At 66.2% G+C, this 17,940-nt stretch carries 13 protein-coding genes; 2 read left to right on the forward strand and 11 right to left on the reverse strand.

Annotated elements, in window-relative coordinates:
• Window positions 1-3: 3 nt before the first annotated feature.
• From G4G71_RS17960 to G4G71_RS18005, 10 genes are all read right to left on the reverse strand, one after another.
• The gene (locus tag G4G71_RS17960) at window positions 4-1,488 is read right to left on the reverse strand and encodes an efflux transporter outer membrane subunit (RefSeq protein WP_169939380.1); all 1,485 of its coding nucleotides are present in this window, start codon (window positions 1,486-1,488) and stop codon (window positions 4-6) included.
• Window positions 1,485-4,601: a multidrug efflux RND transporter permease subunit gene (locus G4G71_RS17965; protein WP_169939381.1), complete on the reverse strand. Its 3,117-nt coding sequence runs from the start codon at window positions 4,599-4,601 to the stop codon at window positions 1,485-1,487. The genes G4G71_RS17960 and G4G71_RS17965 overlap by 4 nt, the downstream gene beginning before the upstream one ends.
• Window positions 4,601-7,723, reverse strand: a complete 3,123-nt coding sequence (locus G4G71_RS17970; protein ID WP_169939382.1) for an MdtB/MuxB family multidrug efflux RND transporter permease subunit — start codon at window positions 7,721-7,723, stop codon at window positions 4,601-4,603. The genes G4G71_RS17965 and G4G71_RS17970 overlap by 1 nt, the downstream gene beginning before the upstream one ends.
• A complete protein-coding gene (locus G4G71_RS17975) occupies window positions 7,720-9,018 on the reverse strand; it encodes an MdtA/MuxA family multidrug efflux RND transporter periplasmic adaptor subunit (RefSeq protein ID WP_169939383.1) in 1,299 nt (432 codons plus the stop codon). Before G4G71_RS17975 ends, G4G71_RS17970 begins: the two co-directional genes overlap by 4 nt.
• 233 nt (window positions 9,019-9,251) lie before the next feature.
• Window positions 9,252-9,752 carry a thiol peroxidase gene (gene tpx, locus G4G71_RS17980; RefSeq protein ID WP_169939384.1) on the reverse strand — a complete coding sequence of 167 codons (501 nt, stop codon included), beginning with the start codon at window positions 9,750-9,752 and terminating at the stop codon, window positions 9,252-9,254.
• 144 nt (window positions 9,753-9,896) lie between these two features.
• A complete protein-coding gene (locus tag G4G71_RS17985) occupies window positions 9,897-10,217 on the reverse strand; it encodes a hypothetical protein (RefSeq protein ID WP_169939385.1) in 321 nt (106 codons plus the stop codon).
• Window positions 10,218-10,364: 147 nt separating this feature from the next.
• Window positions 10,365-11,000, reverse strand: a complete 636-nt coding sequence (locus tag G4G71_RS17990; protein ID WP_240964803.1) for a LysE family transporter — start codon at window positions 10,998-11,000, stop codon at window positions 10,365-10,367.
• Window positions 11,001-11,055: 55 nt separating this feature from the next.
• Window positions 11,056-11,445, reverse strand: coding sequence for a VOC family protein (locus G4G71_RS17995; RefSeq protein ID WP_169939387.1), 390 nt, complete (start codon window positions 11,443-11,445; stop codon window positions 11,056-11,058).
• A 24-nt stretch (window positions 11,446-11,469) separates the two neighbouring features.
• Complete coding sequence (locus G4G71_RS18000) at window positions 11,470-11,970, reverse strand: VOC family protein (RefSeq protein WP_054908926.1); 501 nt, start codon at window positions 11,968-11,970, stop codon at window positions 11,470-11,472.
• A gap of 342 nt (window positions 11,971-12,312) precedes the next feature.
• A complete protein-coding gene (locus G4G71_RS18005; protein WP_169939388.1) occupies window positions 12,313-14,511 on the reverse strand; it encodes an OsmC domain/YcaO domain-containing protein in 2,199 nt (732 codons plus the stop codon).
• 267 nt (window positions 14,512-14,778) lie between these two features.
• Between G4G71_RS18005 and G4G71_RS18010 the strand changes: the two genes are divergently transcribed.
• Together G4G71_RS18010 and G4G71_RS18015 are read left to right on the forward strand one after the other, a co-directional pair.
• The gene (locus G4G71_RS18010) at window positions 14,779-15,918 is read left to right on the forward strand and encodes a BaiN/RdsA family NAD(P)/FAD-dependent oxidoreductase (protein ID WP_420826020.1); all 1,140 of its coding nucleotides are present in this window, start codon (window positions 14,779-14,781) and stop codon (window positions 15,916-15,918) included.
• A gap of 132 nt (window positions 15,919-16,050) precedes the next feature.
• Entirely contained in the window at window positions 16,051-16,806 is a 756-nt protein-coding gene (locus G4G71_RS18015) for a class II aldolase and adducin N-terminal domain-containing protein (RefSeq protein WP_169939390.1), read from the forward strand.
• Between the two features lie 103 nt (window positions 16,807-16,909).
• Here the strand turns inward: G4G71_RS18015 and G4G71_RS18020 are convergent, their stop codons facing one another.
• The gene (locus G4G71_RS18020; protein WP_169939391.1) at window positions 16,910-17,932 is read right to left on the reverse strand and encodes a GlxA family transcriptional regulator; all 1,023 of its coding nucleotides are present in this window, start codon (window positions 17,930-17,932) and stop codon (window positions 16,910-16,912) included.
• Window positions 17,933-17,940 lie beyond the last annotated feature (8 nt).

Here is a 17,940-nt window from a genome sequence, read left to right on the forward strand (position 1 = left end):
CCGTCAGTCCCGGGTCGCCTGGCCTTCCTCGGCAATCTTCGCCGCATCCCAGCCGCCGCCCAGCGCGGCGATCAACTGCACACTGGCAGTCAGCCGGCTGCCAGTCAGGGTCAGCAGTGTCCGCTCGTTGGACAGCGCGCTGGTCTGGGTGGTGACCACGTCGCTGTAGTCGATGGTGCCGGCCTTGTACTGGTTTGTGGTCAGGCGCAGTGCCTCACGGGCGGAGTCCAGCGCTTCCTGCTGTACGCCGCTCTCCTCTTCCAGCACCTTGAGCTGGACCATGTAGTCCTCGACCTCACGGAAGCTGTCCAGCACCGTCTGCCGGTAGCTGGCGACCGTCTGGTCGTAGCTCGCCTCGGCCTGCTCGACCTGGGAGGCGATCAGCCCGCCGTCGAACAGCGTCATGGCGAACTGCGGGCCGATGGACCAGTAGCGGTTGGGCGTCTCGATCCAGTTCTGGAAGCTGCCGCTGCGGTAGCCGCCGGCGGCGGTGAGGGTCAGGTCGGGGAACCACGCGGCCTTGGCCACGCCGATCTTGGCGTTGGCGGAGATCACCTGGCGCTCCGCGGAAGCCACGTCCGGGCGGCGCTGCAACAGTTCCGAAGGCAGCAACGCGGGCACCGACGGCAGGCTCGGAACACCCTCCACAGCAGCCAGGGAGAACTGCGCTGGCGGCAAGCCGACCAGCACGGCGATGGCGTGCTCCAGTTGCGCGCGCTGGTACTTCAGGTCGATGGCCTGGGCCTCGGTGCTTTTCAGCTGAGTACGTGCCTGGGCGACGTCGGCCTTGGTGACAATGCCGGCGTTGTACTGGTTCTCGGTGAGTTTGAGCGAACGCTGGTAGGCGACGACGGTGTCATTGAGCAGCTTGATCTGCTGGTCCATGACCCGCAGTTGCAGGTAGTTCTGGGTCAGCTGGGATTGCAGCGAAAGACGCGAGTTGGCCAAGTCCGCGGCACTGGCATCCATGCTGGCGTTATCGGCTTCCAGCTGGCGACGCAGTTTGCCCCACAGGTCCAGCTCCCAGCTCACGCCGAGGCTCGCCGAATAACTGTTGCTGATCGAGCTGCTGCCGCCGCCACTGCTGACGGTGGAGCCATCCGGCAGCCGCACGCTGCCGCCGCTGCCGGTGCCTTGCCCGGAGCGGGTCTTGCCGACGTCGGCACTGATGGTGGGGAAGAACGAGGAGCGCGCGCCCTTGGCCAGTGCCTGGGCCTGGCGGTAGGACGCGACCGACTGCGCCAGGGTCTGGTTGGCAGCAACCAGGCGGGTCTGCAGGTCGTTCAGCGTGGCGTCGCCGTACAGCTCCCACCAGGCGCCGTGGTTGAAGCCGTCTTGCGGCTTCGCCAGTTGCCAACCCTCACCCTCCTTGAAGCTGGCGGGCACCGTCAGCTCGGGGCGCTGGTAGTCCGGGCCGATGGCGCAACCGGCCAGGGCCACGGCCAGCGCCAGAGCCAGCGGAGTGAGCAGGGAACGGGAATGGATCATACGGGTGTCTCCAGGGCGCCGTCGGTTTTCACGCCGCGCTTCTTGTTGACCCAATGGCGCAGGCGGTCGAGGTAGAGGTAGACGACGGGGGTGGTGTACAGGGTCAGCAACTGGCTGCCGATCAGGCCGCCGACGATGGTCATGCCCAGTGGGCGGCGCAGTGCGGCATCGCCACCGATGCCGAAGATCAGCGGCAGCGCGCCGAGGATGGCGGCCAGGGTGGTCATCATGATCGGCCGGAAGCGCTTCATCGCCGCTTCCAGGATCGCGTCCCGTGGCGACAGGCCGAGGGTGCGTTCGGCGTCCAGGGCGAAGTCGATCATCATGATCGCGTTCTTCTTCACGATGCCGATCAGCAGGATCACCCCGATCAACGCGATCAGCGACAGCTCGGTGCGGAACAGCATCAGTGTGAGCAGTGCACCGACACCGGCCGAGGGCAGTGTCGAGAGAATGGTCAGCGGATGAACATAGCTCTCGTAGAGGATGCCCAGCACGATGTAAACCGACACCAGCGCCAGCAGGATCAGCCAGGGCATGTCGTTCTGGGTGTCCTGCACGGCGCCGGCGTTGCCTTCGAAGGTGGCCTGAATTTCCATCGGCAGGTGGATGGGTTCCACCGCCGCCAGGATCGCGTCGCGGGCCGGGCCGATCTGCGCGCCCTGCGCCAGGTTGAAGGAGAAGGTGGTCGCGGCGAACTGGCCCTGGTGGTTGACCTCCAGCGGCGCGCGGCTCGGCTCGATATGGGTGAAGGCCGAGAGCGGGATGCGCTCGCCCTCGCTATTGATCACGTAGACCTGGCGCAGCTCTTCGGGCGTCTCCTGGTACGGCTGGGCGACTTCCATCACCACGTGGTACTGGTTCAGCGGGTTGAAGATGGTCGAAACCTGGCGCTGGCCATAGGAGTTGTTCAGCACCGCATCCACCTCGGCGACGTTCACGCCCAAGCTGGCCGCGCGGTCGCGGTCGATCACCAGGCGGCTCTGCACGCCCTTGTCCTGGGCGTCGCTGCTCACGTCGACGATCTGCGGCACCTTGTTCATCGCCGCCTCGACCTTCGGCGCCCACTCGCGCAGCAGGTTGAGGTCATCGCTGCGCAGGGTGAAATCGTACTGCGCGTTGCCCTGGCGGCCGCCGATGCGCACGTCCTGGCCGGCGACCAGGAACAGGTTGGCGCCGGGCACCTGCGCCAGCTTCTTGCGCAGGCGGTTGACGATGGTTTCGGCGGAGTCGCGCTCGGTGATGTCCTTGAGGGTGACGAAGAAGGAGCCGGTGTTGCTCGACTGCCATTTGCCGCCACCGACGAAGCCCACCACGTTCTCCACGCCCGGGTCCTCGGAGAGGATCTTGCGGAACTGCGCCATCTTCTTGTCCAGCGCCTGGAACGAGATGCTCTGGTCGGCCACCGCGAAGCCGCGCAGGCGTCCGGAATCCTGCTGCGGCAGGAAGCCCTTGGGCACCACCACGAACAGGTACAGGTTCAGCGCGATGCAGCCGAGCATGATCACCACCATCAGCCGCGAATGCTCCAGCGCCCAACTCAGGCTGGCGTGGTAACGCTGCATGAAGGCGACGAAGAAACGGTTGCTCTGGCGATCCACCGAGGCCTTCTTCGGCCCTCGCTCGACAGGCTTGAGCAGGCGCGCGCAGAGCATCGGCGTCAGTGTCAGGGACACCACCAGCGACACCAGGATGGCCGCCGCCAGGGTCACCGAGAACTCGCGGAACAGCCGCCCGGTGATGCCGCCCATCAGCAGCAGCGGGATGAACACCGCCACCAGCGACAGGGTCATCGACAGCACGGTGAAGCTCACCTCTCTAGCCCCGCGAATGGCGGCCTGGATCGGCGGGTCGCCCTCCTCGATACGCCGGGCGATGTTCTCCACCACGACGATGGCGTCGTCCACCACGAAGCCGGTGGCGATGATCAGTGCCATCAGCGACAGGTTGTTCAGCGAGAAGCCGCACAGGTACATGACCGCGAAGGTCCCCACCAGCGACACCGGCACCGCGAGGCTGGGGATCAGCGTGGCGCGGCCGTTGCGCAGGAACAGGTAGACCACCAGGATCACCAGCACCACGGAGATGATCAGGGTCAGCTCGGCCTCTTCCAGCGAGGAGCGGATCGACGGGCTGCGGTCGTCCATCACCGACAGTTTCACCTGCGGGCCGAGCACATCCTGGATGATCGGCAACTGCTCGTGGATCGCGTCGGTGGCTTCGATGATGTTCGCGCCGGGCTGCCGGGTGATGATCAGCAGCACCGCCGGCAGGTCGTCGGAGAAGCCGGCGTTGCGGATGTCCTCAACCGAATCGGTGACCTTGGCGACGTCCTTCAGGCGCACCGACGCGCCGGTTTCGGCGTTGTAGTGGACGATCAGCGGGGCGTACTCGCTGGCCTTGCGCAGCTGGTCGTTGGAGTCCACCTGCCAATGGCGCTCGCCGAACTCCAGCGAGCCCTTGGGACCGTCGGCGTTGGTGTTGTTGATCGCATTGCGCACCGTGTCCAGCGAAATGCCGTAGTGGCTGAGCTGGTCCGGATTGACGTCGACGCGCACCGCCGGCAGCGACGAGCCGCCGATGCTCACCTGGCCCACTCCCTTCACCTGCGCGAGCTTGGGCGAGACGATGGTCGAGGCCAGGTCGTACATCTCACCGCGGGTGTAGGTGTCCGAGGTCAGCGTGAGGATCATGATCGGCATGTCCGACGGGTTCGCCTTGCGGTACGTCGGGTTGTTCGGCATGCCGGTGGGCAGCAGGCTCATCGCCGCGTTGATCGCCGACTGCACCTCGCGCGCCGCGCCGTCGATGTCCTTGGACAGGTCGAACTGCACGATGATGGTGGTGTTGCCCAGGGAGCTGCTGGAGGTCATGTCGGTGACCCCGGCGATGCGTCCCAGGGAGCGCTCCAGCGGCGTGGCCACGGTGGAAGCCATGGTCTCCGGGCTGGCGCCGGGCAAGGTGGCCTGCACCATGATGGTCGGGAAGTCGACGTTGGGCAGCGGCGCCACCGGCAGCAGGCTGAACGACAGCGCGCCGGCCAGCATCAGCGCCAGGGTCAGCAGGCAGGTGGCGACCGGGCGCAGGATGAACAGGCGCGAGAGGCCGCCCATCAGGTCCGCTCCGCCGGGTCGATGCTGTTCACGTCGAGGCCGTGACGGCCACGCCAGGCCGCCCAGCGCGCGGCGAGGCGGTCGAAGTACAGGTAGATCACCGGCGTGGTGAACAGCGTCAGCAGCTGGCTGACCAGCAGGCCGCCAACCATGGTGATGCCCAGCGGCTGGCGCAGCTCGGCGCCGGCGCCGCCGGCGAGCATCAGCGGCAGTGCGCCGAGCAGCGCGGCCATGGTGGTCATCAGGATCGGCCGGAAGCGCAGCAGGCACGCCTGATAGATCGCCTCATGGGGCGGCTTGCCCTCGTTGCGTTCGGCATCCAGGGCGAAGTCGATCATCATGATCGCGTTCTTCTTGACGATACCGATCAGCAGGATGATACCGATGATCGCCACGATGCCGATGTCCTGGCCCGACAGCATCAGCGCCAGCAGCGCGCCCACGCCCGCCGAGGGCAGCGTGGAAAGGATGGTCACCGGGTGGATGAAGCTCTCGTAGAGGATGCCCAGCACGATGTACATGGTGACGATGGACGCCAGCACCAGCAGCAGGGTGTTCGACAGCGAGGCCTCGAAGGCCTGCGCCGCGCCACGGAAACTGCCCTGCAGGCTGACGGGCATTTCCATCTGCGCCTCGACGTCGCGGATCGCCTGCACCGCCTCACCCAGGGCGACGCCCTTGGCCAGGTTGAAGGAGATGGTCGCCGCCGGGAACTGGGCGATGTGGTTGACCGCCAGCAGGGTGTGGCGCTCCTCCACCTTGGCCAGGCTCGACAGGCGCACCTGGGTGCCGTCGCTGGAGGGCACGTAGAGGTTCTCCAGCGACTGCGGGCCGATCTGGAATTCCGGCGCCACTTCCAGCACCACGCGGTACTGCGTGGCCTGGGTGAAGATGGTGGAGATCAGCCGCTGGCCGAAGGCGTTGTACAGCACGCTGTCGATGTTCGACAGGCTCACACCCAGACGCGAAGCGGTGTCGCGGTCGATATTGATGTAGGCCTGCAGGCCCTTGTCCTGCCAGTCGGTGGCCACGTCGGCCAGCTCCGGCAGTTGCTGCAGGCGGTCCACCAGGCGCGGCACCCAGTCGGCGAGGACGTCCGGGTCAGCATCCTGCAGGGTGAACTGGTACTGCGTCCGGGCGATGCGGTCTTCGATGGTCAGGTCCTGCACCGGCTGCATGTACAGCTTGATGCCGGCGATCTGGTCCACTTCCGGCTGCAGGCGCTGGATCACCTCGCTGGCGGTCACGTCGCGGTCGGCGTGGGGCTTGAGGTTGATCAGCAGGCGCCCGGTGTTGAGCGTGGCGTTGGTGCCGTCGACGCCGATGAAGGACGACAGGCTTTCCACCGCCGGGTCCTGCAGCACGATCTTCGCCAGCTCCTGCTGGCGGCCCGCCATGGCCTGGAAGGAAATCGACTGCGGCGCTTCGGCGATGCCCTGGATCACACCGGTGTCCTGGATCGGGAAGAAGCCCTTGGGCATGAAGATGTACAGCAGCGCGGTGAGTACCACGGTGGCGATGGCCACCAGCAGGGTCAGCGGCTGGTGACGCAGAACGACACGCAGGGCCGCCGCGTAGCGCTCGATCAGGTTGTCGATGAAGCGCCCGGCGGCGCGGGCGAAGCGCCCTTCCTTCTCCGGCTCGACGTGGCGCAGCAGCTTGGCGCTGAGCATCGGCGTCAGGGTCAGGGAGACGAAGCCCGATATGAGAATCGCCACCGCCAGGGTGATGGCGAATTCGCGGAACAATCGGCCGGCCACATCGCCCATGAACAGCAGTGGGATCAGCACGGCGATCAGCGAGAAGGTCAGCGAGATGATGGTGAAGCCGATCTGCTTCGAGCCCTTGAGCGCGGCTTCCAGCGGCGTATCGCCCTTCTCCAGGTAGCGTGCGATGTTCTCCACCATGACGATGGCGTCGTCCACCACGAAGCCGGTGGCGATGGTCAGCGCCATCAGCGTCAGGTTGTTGATCGAGAAGCCGGCGAGGTACATCACGCCGAAGGTGCCGATCAGCGACAGCGGCACGGCGAAGCTGGGGATCAGCGTTGCCGAGATGTTGCGCAGGAACAGGAAGGTAACCATCACCACCAGGCAGACGGCGAGGAACAGCTCGAACTGCACGTCCGCCACCGAAGCGCGGATGGTCGTGGTGCGGTCGGTCAGCACCGACACTTCGAGGCTGCCGGGCAGGGTTGCCTGCAGTTGCGGGAGCATCTTCTTGATGCTGTCCACCACCTCGATGACGTTGGCCCCCGGCTGGCGCTGGATGTTCAGCACCACGGCCGGCGAGGTATTGGCCCAGGCGGCCAGGCGCACGTTCTCGGCGTCATCCTCCACGCTCGCCACGTCACGCACGCGCAGGGGCGAGCCGTTCTTGTAGGCGATGATCAGGTCGCGGTAGGCGTCAGCGGACTTGAGCTGGTCGTTGGCGTCGAGGGTCGAGGAACGGGTCGGGCCATCAAAGCTGCCCTTGGGGCCGTTGAGGTTGTTGTTGGTGACGGTGGTCTGCAGGTCCTGCAGGCTCAGGCCGGCCGCCGCCAGCGCGCCGGGGTTGGCGCGGATGCGCACCGCGGGGCGCTGGCCGCCGCTGATGCTGACCAGGCCGACGCCGGAAATCTGCGAAATCTTCTGCGCGAGGCGCGTATCCACCAGGTCCTGGATCTGCGGCAGCGGCATGTCCGTGGACATCACCGCCAGCGTCAGGATTGGTGCATCCGCCGGGTTCACCTTGCTGTACACCGGCTGGTTCGGCAGGTCCTTGGGCAGCAGGCTCTGCGCGGTGTTGATCGCCGCCTGGACTTCCTGCTCGGCCACATCCAGGTTGATCTGCAGGCTGAACTGCAGGGTGATCACCGAAGCGCCGCCGGAGCTGGTGGAGGACATCTCGTTGAGGCCGGGAATCTGCCCCAGCTGGTTCTCCAGCGGCGCGGTCACCGAGGAGGTCATGATGTCCGGGCTGGCACCGGGATACAGGGTCACCACCTGGATGGTCGGGTAATCCACCTCCGGCAGCGCCGAGATCGGCAGGAAGCGATAGGCAATGATCCCCGACAGCAGGATTGCCACCATCAGGAGCGTGGTGGCGACCGGCCGCAGGATGAACAGGCGGGACGGGTTCATTCGCTCTTACCGCTATCCTGGACCGGCGCATCCGAGCCGAACGGCTTGGCGGTGGACTTGTCGGCTTCCTCTCCCGCAGCGGCGCGGGCCTTCTCGGCAGAGGCGGCGATGGTCATGCGGGTACCTTCGCGCAGGCGGTCGGTACCTTCGACAACGACGCGGTCGCCTTCCTTCAGGCCCTCGGTAACCACCACGCGCTCGCTCTCGCTGGTGCCCAGGGTGACCAGTTGGCGCTTGGCCTTGTTCTCCTCGCCGACCAGATACACATAAGTGCCGTCGTTGCCACGCTGCACGGCATTGGCCGGGATAGTCAGTACGCCCGGCAGAGTCTCGGCGAGCAGGCGCACGTTGACGAACTGGTTGGGGAACAGCTTGTGGTCGTCGTTCTCGAACCCGGCCTTGAGCTTGACCGTGCCGGTGGTGGTGTCGATCTGGTTGTCCAGGGTCTTCAGCACGCCGGTGGCCAGGGTCTGGTTCTGGTTGCGGTCCAGCGCTTCCACCGGCACCGGCTTGCCGCTGTAGAGTTCGCGGGCGACGGTGCCCAGTTGCTGCTGGGGCAGGCTGAAGACCACGGAGATCGGCTTGACCTGGGTGATGACCACCAGCGGCGTGGTGTCGCCGGAAGTGACCAGGTTGCCCACGTCCACCTGGCGCAGGCCGACGCGGCCGGCGATGGGCGCGCGCACCTGGGTGAATTCGAGGTTGAGCTTGGCGTCGGCGACCTGGCCCTGGTTGGTCTTCAAGGTGCCCTCGTACTGGCGCACCTGGGCTTCCTGGGTGTCCAGGGTCTGCTTGGCGATTGAGTCCTCGGCGTACAGGCCCTTGTAGCGGGCGAGGTCGATCTGCGCGTTCTTCAGTTGCGCCTGGTTCTGCAGCAGGGTGCCCTGGGCCTGGTCCAGCGCGGCCTGGAACGGACGCGGGTCGATCACCGCAAGCACATCGCCGGCCTTCACTTCCTGGCCTTCCTGGAACGGTACCTTGACCAGTTGGCCGCTGACCCGCGCGCGCACGTTGACGGTGTTGTAGGCGGTCACCGTGCCCAATGCATGGTAGTGAACCGGCAGGTCGCCCTTGACCACCGGCGCGACGCTGACGGTCACCGCCGTACCGCCCTGCCCCGCGGCCATCTGCCCCGGCCCCGGCCGGCCGCCGCGCCCGCCCTGGGCTGCCGGTGCGCCAGTGGAGGTCGAGTGCAGCCACATGATCAGCCCCACCACGGCGGCGAACAGCAGTGCCGTGATAAGCCAGGGGCGCAGTTTGCGGAGTTTGGAGGGCGATCCGTTGCTTGCAGTCATGGGGCTCTGTCTTGTTGAAAAGAGGGCTTCACGCAAAAAAGTGAGAATAGCGAGGCTGAACGATAAGCACAGCCGCGCCGCAGGCAAAGTCTCTTTACCCGCTATTTACCTTTGATTTACCGGGAGTTACGAAAGTCCGGGGCATTGCGACCCGGATTGGCCGGAAGGGTTCCCGACCTGACGGACCGACCCTGGCGGGTCGGCCCGGCTTTCCTACGAAAGCAGCAGCGTCATCAGGCCAGGGCGGCGATGGCGGCGGCGTAGTTCGGCTCGTCGGCGATCTCGCCTACCAGCTCGCTGTGCAGCACCTTGTTCTGCTCGTCCAGCACCACCACGGCGCGGGCAGCCAGGCCGGCCAGGGGGCCGTCGGCGATGGCGACGCCGTAGTTGGCGAGGAACTCGCGGCCACGCAGGGTGGACAGGTTCACCACGTTCTCCAGGCCTTCGGCGCCGCAGAAGCGCGCCTGGGCGAACGGCAGGTCAGCGGAGATGCACAGCACCACGGTGTTGGCCAGCTTGCTCGCCTCGGTGTTGAACTTGCGCACGGAGGTGGCGCAGGTCGGGGTGTCGACGCTGGGGAAGATATTCAGCACCTTGCGCTTGCCGGCGTAGGTTTCCAGGGTGACGTCGGACAGGTTGCCGGCGACCAGCGACAGAGCCGGAGCCTGCTCGCCTTTCTGCGGCAGCTTGCCGTCTACGGATACCGGGTTGCCCTTGAGGGTGACTTGAGCCATTGCTTGGGTCCTTCTGTGAGGGATGGCGGCGCTGGCTGGTTGCCAGCGCCGCAGGAGGATTCGGGGCCGGAGCAGATGCTAGCACGACTTGCCCGAGCGGAATGCTCGGACATGCATCCGGCCAACCCTCCCCTCAGGCCCGGCTCAAGCGGCAGCCGCTACAGGAGCGCCGGCAGCAGCACCTACGAATGCCTGGTCCTGGAACCCACGCGGCAGCCGCTGGGTGCCGGGCATCGCGGCCAGACGTTTCTCCCAGAAGCTGCGCCAGTCGTTGTGCACGGCTTCGGCGCGGGCCTTGCGCTGGGCGCGGCGCGCGGCATTGCGCGCATTGCGGCGGGCTTCCTTGTAGACGTCAGTGTTGCGGCAGCTACGGCATTTCACCCGGTTCAGCTCGGTGGTGGATTCCAGGTGCTTGCCCGCATGCCCGCAAGCCAGGTGGCCTTTGACCTTGTAGTGAGTGACCATCGCAGATTCTCCCTGTCCGGCGAGCGCACCCTCGCCGCTTGGCGGTGCCGCAGTCGGGCAAACGGTGCGTGCCGGTTGACTGTGGCGCTCAGGGAGTTGGACGGGCCACTGCGCAACGAGGTTCGAAATATCTGCCGGGCGCGGCCGTCAGTGAGTCGCCACCATCCGCGCGCCGAACAGCAGGTAGCAGCAGCCGGCAAAGCGATCCAGCGCCCGGCGGAAGCGGCGGTAGACGCCTGCCATGCGCTCGCTGGCGAAGACCAGCACCACGCAGCAGTACCAGCTCAAGGACAGCGTCACCATCAGTGCGATGGCCATGCCCAGCAGCGGTACCGAGGGCGAAGCCGGCATGGCGGTGGCGAACAGGGTCGCGACGAAGAGCGCGGTCTTGGGATTGGTCAGGTTGCCCAGCAGGCCGAGGCGGAACGCCGAGAAGGCGCTGCGCTCACGGCTGACTTCAGCGAGGCTCTCTCCACCGTCGGCCAGCGTCCTGCGCTTGAGCAGCTTGATGCCGAGGTAGATCAGGTAGGCGCCGCCGGCCAGCTTGAAGCCCAGGTACAACGCCGGCGCAGCGCTGAACAGCGACTTGATTCCCAACCCGCCGGCGAGCCCCCAGATCACCGTACCGCAGGCAACGCCCAGGGCAGCGATGAGTCCATGGCGGCGCGAATGCACGGCGGCGATGCGCGCCGTGGTGAAGAAGTTCGGCCCCGGCGTGACCACCGCCACGGCCCACAACAGGGCCACGGAAAGCAGCGGAGCGAAGGTGCTGGCAGCGGTCATGGGCATTCTCGTCGACAGGATGGCGAGTGCGCATTCTAGCGCCCTCGCGCGCCGCTCACTCCGGCAGATGACAGACGCAACACAGCTTGTTGCCATCCAGGTCGCGCACATAGGCGCCGTAATAGGTCGGCGAATAATGCAGACGCAGGCCCGGCGGCCCTTCATCGACGCCACCCAGCTGCATGGCACGAGTATAGAAACTGTCCACCTGATGCCGGGTGCGCGCCTCGAAGGCCACCAGGCTGCCATTTCCGGCACTCGCCGCCTGGCCGTCGATGGGCTCGTAGACGCAGAACACCACGTCGCTGTCAGGATGGGCGAAGATCGCCCGCTCCGGCGTATGACGGTGAGCCTTGAGGACGATCCCCAGCGGCTCGAGCAGCTTGCTGTAGAAAGCGATGGCCCGCGGCAGGTCGTTGGTGCCGACGGTGATATGGCTGAACATGCCGCGCGCCCTCCTCTTCCGGCTTCAATTACCCGCGTGGGCGCGCTCGATGGCGGCCATGTCCAGCTTCTTCATGCCCATCACCGCCTGCAGCGTGCGACTGGCCTTGGCCTTGTCCGGGTCGGCGACCATGTCGCCGACGTGGCGCGGGCAGATCTGCCAGGAGACCCCGTAGCGATCCTTCAGCCAGCCGCAGATCTGTGCCTCCACCGGGCCACCAGCGCCGAGCTTGTCCCAGAAGTGGTCGATTTCCTTCTGGCTGTCGCACATCACCTGCAGCGACAGCGCCTCGGTGAAGTTGAACGCCGGCCCGCCGTTCAGGGCGATGAAAGTCTGGCCGTCGAGCTCGAACTCCACCGTCAGCACCGAGCCGGGCACACCGCCGTGGCGGTCCTTCTCGGCTTCGGGGTAATAGGCGGTCTGGACGATCCGCGAGTTGGGGAATATCCCGGTGTAGAACTTGGCCGCTTCCTCGGCCTTGCCGTCGAACCACAGGCAGGGGGTGACGCGTTGCAGGCTGGACATGGTGACTCTCCTGATTCTCGCGCGGTCGGTGTGACCGGCATGCAGCTTGGTCGCCTGGGCGACGACGGAATCGACAAGTCTAGGCGGACTTTCGCGCATCACCGGACGACCGGTCGAGCGGCATGCCAGGCCTGTGGCCAAGGAGCTCTGGAAACAAAAAAGGCACCCGAAGGTGCCTCTTGCGTAGGATCGGTAGGATGGGTGGAGCGCAGCGATACCCATCGATGCCTATGCACGGACAGCATGGGTATCGCTACGCTCCACCCATCCTACAAACGTCGCTCGGCCATACTCCTGGCAGGGGCGTGGAACCGAGCGGTATCCGCTGAATATCCCGCCGGATCAGCGCGCCACTGCCCTGGCACGAGCCTGGTGCAGCTTCTTGTAGCTCTCGATCAGGCGCAGGTGCTTGTCCAGCCCTTCCAGCTTCATGCTGGTCGGCGTCAGGCCGTAGAAGCGCACGCTGCCGTCCAGCGAGCCGAGCACCGCGTCCATGCGCTCGTTGCCGAACATGCGACGGAAGTTGGCCTCGAAATCGGCCATCTCCAGTTCCTCGTCCAGCTGCACTTCCAGCGCCGCGTTGAGCGCCTGGTAGAACAGCCCGCGCTCGACGGTGTTGTCGTTGTACTGGAGGAACATCTCCACCAGTTCCTTGGCGTTCTCGAAGCGCTTCACCGCGAGGTTGATCAGCAGCTTGAGTTCGAGGATGGTCAGCTGGCCCCAGACCGTGTTGTCGTCGAACTCGATGCCGATCAGCGTGGTGATGTCGGTGTAGTCGTCCACCTCGCAGCTCTCCAGGCGCTTGAGCAGCGACTTGAGGCGGACGACGTTGAGGCTGTGCAGGTTGAGGATGTCGGCGCGGAACGCCAGGGCCTTGTTGGTGTTGTCCCAGATCAGGTCTTCCACCGGGTAGATTTCCGAGTAGCCCGGCACCAGGATGCGGCACGCCGTGGCGCCCAGGTGTTGGTACACGGCCATGTAGACCTCCTTGCCCTGCTCTTCGAGGATGCCGAACAGAGTCTGCGCTTCCTGGACGTTGGAGTCGTCGCCGTGGCCGGAGAAGTCCCATTCGACGAACTCGAAGTCGGCCTTGGCGCTGAAGAAGCGCCACGACACCACGCCGCTGGAGTCGATGAAGTGCTCGACGAAGTTGTTCGGCTCGGTCACCGCCTGGCTTTCGAAGGTCGGCTTCGGCAGATCGTTGAGGCCCTCGAAGCTGCGGCCCTGGAGCAGCTCGGTGAGGCTGCGCTCCAGCGCCACTTCCAGGCTGGGGTGCGCGCCGAAGGAGGCGAACACGCCGCCGGTGCGCGGGTTCATCAGGGTCACGCACATCACCGGGAATTCACCGCCCAGCGACGCGTCCTTGACCAGTACGGGGAAGCCCTGCTCCTCCAGACCGCGGATGCCGGCGAGGATGCCGGGGTACTTGGCCAGCACCTCCTGCGGCACGTCCGGCAGCGCCAGCTCGCCTTCGAGGATTTCGCGCTTCACCGCGCGCTCGAAGATTTCCGACAGGCACTGCACCTGCGCCTCGGCCAGGGTGTTGCCGGCACTCATACCGTTGGAGAGGTAGAGGTTCTCGATCAGGTTGGACGGGAAGTACACCGTCTCACCGTCGGACTGGCGCACGAACGGCAGCGAGCAGATGCCGCGCTCGGTGTTGCCTGAGTTGGTGTCGTACAGGTGCGAACCGCGCAGTTCGCCGTCCGGGTTGTAGACCTCCAGGCAATGTTCATCGAGGATTTCCTCCGGCAGCGCATCCTTGGGTCCGGGCTTGAACCAGCGCTCATCGGGGTAATGCACGAAGGGCGCGTTGGCGATCTCCTCGCCCCAGAACTGATCGTTGTAGAAGAAGTTGCAGTTCAGTCGCTCGATGAATTCGCCCAACGCCGAGGCCAGCGCACTTTCCTTGGTAGCGCCCTTGCCGTTGGTGAAGCACATCGGCGACTGCGCATCACGGATGTGCAGCGACCAGACGTTGGGCACGATGTTGCGCCACGAAGCGATCTCGATCTTCATCCCCAGGCCGGCGAGGATTTCCGACATGTTGGCGATGGTCTGCTCCAGCGGCAGGTCCTTGCCCTGGATATAGGTGCTGGCGCCGGCGTCGGTGCCCGGCATCAGCAGCGCCTGGGCGTCGGCGTCGAGGTTTTCCACCTCTTCGATGACGAAGTCCGGGCCGGTCTGCACCACCTTCTTCACCGTGCAGCGGTCGATGGAGCGCAGGATGCCCTGGCGGTCCTTCTCGGAGATGTCCGCCGGCAGTTCCACCTGGATCTTGAAGATCTGCTTGTAGCGATTTTCCGGGTCGACAATGTTGTTCTGCGAGAGGCGGATATTGTCGGTGGGGATGTCGCGGGTCTGGCAGTAGAGCTTGACGAAGTAAGCCGCGCACAGCGCCGAGGAGGCCAGGAAGTAATCGAACGGACCGGGGGCCGAACCGTCGCCCTTGTAGCGGATGGGCTGGTCGGCAATCACCGTGAAGTCGTCGAACTTGGCTTCGAGTCGGAGGTTGTCGAGAAAATTGACCTTGATTTCCATGCGGGCATTACCACGAAAAAGTAGAAAGCGAACTGGCCGGCATTATCCGGACAAAAGCGCTGCGGGGATATCCCGACGTGGTCGGCGCCGGTCGGGAAACCTGCCCCGGCAGGTGATGCGCAGTCGACGCCCGGTCGACTCCAGGCAGCCGGCGCGCCCGTGCTTCGGGTAAGATGCGCCGCCTCAAGCGCCCGCTACCCCGTACAGAAGGAAACCACCGTGCTCACATCCCAGGTCATCATCATCGGCGCCGGCGCCGCGGGACTGATGTGCGCCATGAGCGCCGCCGCGCGCGGTCGCCAGGTCCTGCTGATCGACCACGCGAACAAGGCCGGCAAGAAGATCCTCATGTCCGGTGGCGGGCGCTGCAACTTCACCAACATGTACTGCGAGCCGGTCAACTTCCTCTCGCACAACCCGCACTTCTGCAAGTCCGCACTGGCACGTTTCACCCAGTGGGACTTCATCGCCCTGGTGGCCAAGCACGGCGTGCCCTACCACGAGAAGAAGCTCGGCCAGCTGTTCTGCGATAACAAGTCCAGCGACATCCTCGGCCTGCTGCTGGACGAGTGCGACCAGGCCGGCGTCGACCTGCGCCTGGACACCTCGGTGAGCGAGATCGCCCGCCTCGACGAAGGCGGCTACCAGTTGCAGACCAGCCTCGGCCCCGCTCGCTGCGAATCCCTGGTGATCGCCACCGGCGGCCTGTCCATCCCGACCCTGGGCGCCACCGGCTTCGGCTACCAGATCGCCCGCCAGTTCGGCCACAGCGTGCTGCCGACCCGCGCCGGCCTGGTGCCCTTCACCCTCACCGACCCGCAGCTCAAGGCGCTGTGCACGGAGCTGTCCGGTACCTCGGTGGAGGACTGCCGCGTCAGCTGCAACGGCCAGAGCTTCGTCGAGAACATCCTGTTCACCCACCGCGGCCTCAGCGGCCCGGCGATCCTGCAGATTTCCTCCTACTGGCAGCCTGGCGACACCATCAGCATCGACCTGCTGCCGCGCATCGACCTGCCCGTCTGGCTCGTCGAGCAGCAGCGCGAGCGCCCCAACAGCGAGCTGAAGACGCTGCTGGGCGAGTTGTTCACCAAGAAGATGGCCGGTCTGCTGGCCGAGCAGTGGTTCGTCTCCAAGCCCATGAAGCAGTACACACCCGGCGAGCTCAAAGCGATTGCCGAGCGCCTGGGCGACTGGCAACTGGTGCCCGCCGGCACCGAGGGCTACCGCACGGCGGAAGTCACCCTGGGCGGCGTGGACACCCGCGAGGTGTCGTCCAAGACCCTGGAATCGCTGAAATCCCCCGGCCTGTACTTCGTCGGCGAAGTGCTGGACGTCACCGGCCACCTGGGCGGCTTCAACTTCCAGTGGGCCTGGGCCTCGGGCTACGCGGCGGCGCAGTTCGTCTAGGGCTGGCGACGCATTGGACGACCGGCGGAGCGGCACGCCCGGTCGTTCCGCATCAAGTCCAGCGGCGCCACGCCCCTAGACTCGAAAGCCAGGCCCGGCCAGCCCGGCACGGGCATTGCTCCCGGAGCCGCCATGCCAACGCTTGCCAGCCGCACCCTCGACACCGGCCTGGAACGCCAGGGCCGCATCGACCTCGCCTGCGCCTTTCGCTGGGTCGCACGCCTGAACCTGCACGAAGCCATCGCCAACCACTTCAGCCTGGTCCTGTCTGCCGATGGCCGCGACTTCCTCATCAACCCCTACGGCCGGCACTTCTCGCAGATACGCGCCAGCGACCTGCTGCGCCTGCACGCGGACGACCCCGAGGCGCTCGACCGCCCGGACGCGCCGGATATCACCGCCTGGGCGCTGCATGGCGCACTGCACCGCAACAACCCGCAGGCACGCTGCATCCTGCATGTGCATTCGAAATACGCCACCGCCCTCGCCTGCCTGGCCGACTCGCGCCTGCCGCCCATCGAGCAGAACAGCATGCGCTTCTTCGAGCGCGTGGCCATCGACGAGGGCTTCGACGGCATGGGCCTGGGCGACGAGGCCGAACGCGTCAGCCGCCTGCTGGGCGACAAGCCGATCCTGCTGATGGGCAACCACGGTGTGCTGGTGGCCGCACCCAGCGTGGCCCAGGCCTTCGATGACCTGTACTACTTCGAGCGCGCCTGCGAAACCTACCTCACCGCCCTGGCCACCGGCCGCCCGCTGCGCATCGCCAGCGACGAGGTCGCACGCAAGACCATGCGCCAGTGGCTGGAGTATCCGGGGTTCGCCGAGCGGCATTTCGCGGCGCTGCGGGAGATGCTGATGGAGAGCGAACCCACCTTCGCGGGCTGACAGGCACCTGTAGGAGCGAGCTTGCTCGCGAACCGTTCGCCGGTGACCCGGTGCTTCCGGCGGTTCGCGAGCAAGCTCGCTCCTACGAAAAGCCTTTACGCCGTCAGTTATCGCGCCCCAGCGGCTGGCGCATCACCGGCGCAGTATAGGTCTGGGTGCGGTCCGCACTGGGCGGGCAACCGAAATGCGCGCGGTACGCGCGGGAGAAATGCTCCAGCGAACCGAAGCCGGAACTCGCCGCGACCTGCGCCACGCTCAGGCGCGTCTGCTGCAGCAGGCTATGGGCACGGCCCAGCCTCAGGACGATGTAGTACTTGAGCGGCGACAACCCGGTGTGCTGCTTGAACTGCCGCTCCAGCTGGCGGCGCGACAGGCCGACGCGCTCGGCAATGGCGTCGCATTCCAGCGGTTCCTCCAGCGCCTGCTCCATCAGCGTGATGGCGCGGCGTACCTTGCCGCCGTGGGCGTGGGCGTCGCTTTGCCGGCCCTGCAACTGATGCGCACCGGGCTCGCGGGTTTCGCCCAGCAACAGGTGCATTGCGATCTCCCGCGACAGGTCGGCGTCCACCCGCTGGGCGATCCAGCCCAGCATCAGGTCGAGGATGGCGCTGGCACCCGCGCAGGTCAGGCGCTGGCGGTCGAGGGTGTAGAGCTGCGCGCGGGCCTGGACCTTCGGGTAACTCTCCTGGAAGCCCTGCAGGTTGTCCCAGTGCACCGCCGCCGGGAAGCCATCCAGCACTCCCGCCGCGGCCAGCAGTTCGGTGCCGGTCTCGATGCCCGCCAGCGTCGCGCCGAACGCTGCCTGGCGGCGCAGCCAGCTTTTCAGCGGGCGATTGCGCGCATGCTTGTGCACGTCGAAACTGGCGATGACGAAGCAGGCATCCCAGCCCCGCTCCGGGTCGATGGCCTCGTGGACCGTGCTGGTCAGGCCGTTGCTGGCGGTGACAGGCTCGCCGTCCAGCGACAGCAACTGCCACTCGAACAGCGCCTCGCCGCCCAGCCAGTTGGCGATGGCCAGCGGTTCCACCACCGCCGCCAGCCCCAGGCCGGGGAATGACGGCAACAGCAGCAGGCCCACGCGCAAAGGTTCGCGGCGGAACCGGGAAGGCGGTGCAACACTGGCCATCGACTCTC

This window comes from Pseudomonas multiresinivorans (genome assembly GCF_012971725.1).
Taxonomy (GTDB): domain Bacteria; phylum Pseudomonadota; class Gammaproteobacteria; order Pseudomonadales; family Pseudomonadaceae; genus Pseudomonas; species Pseudomonas multiresinivorans.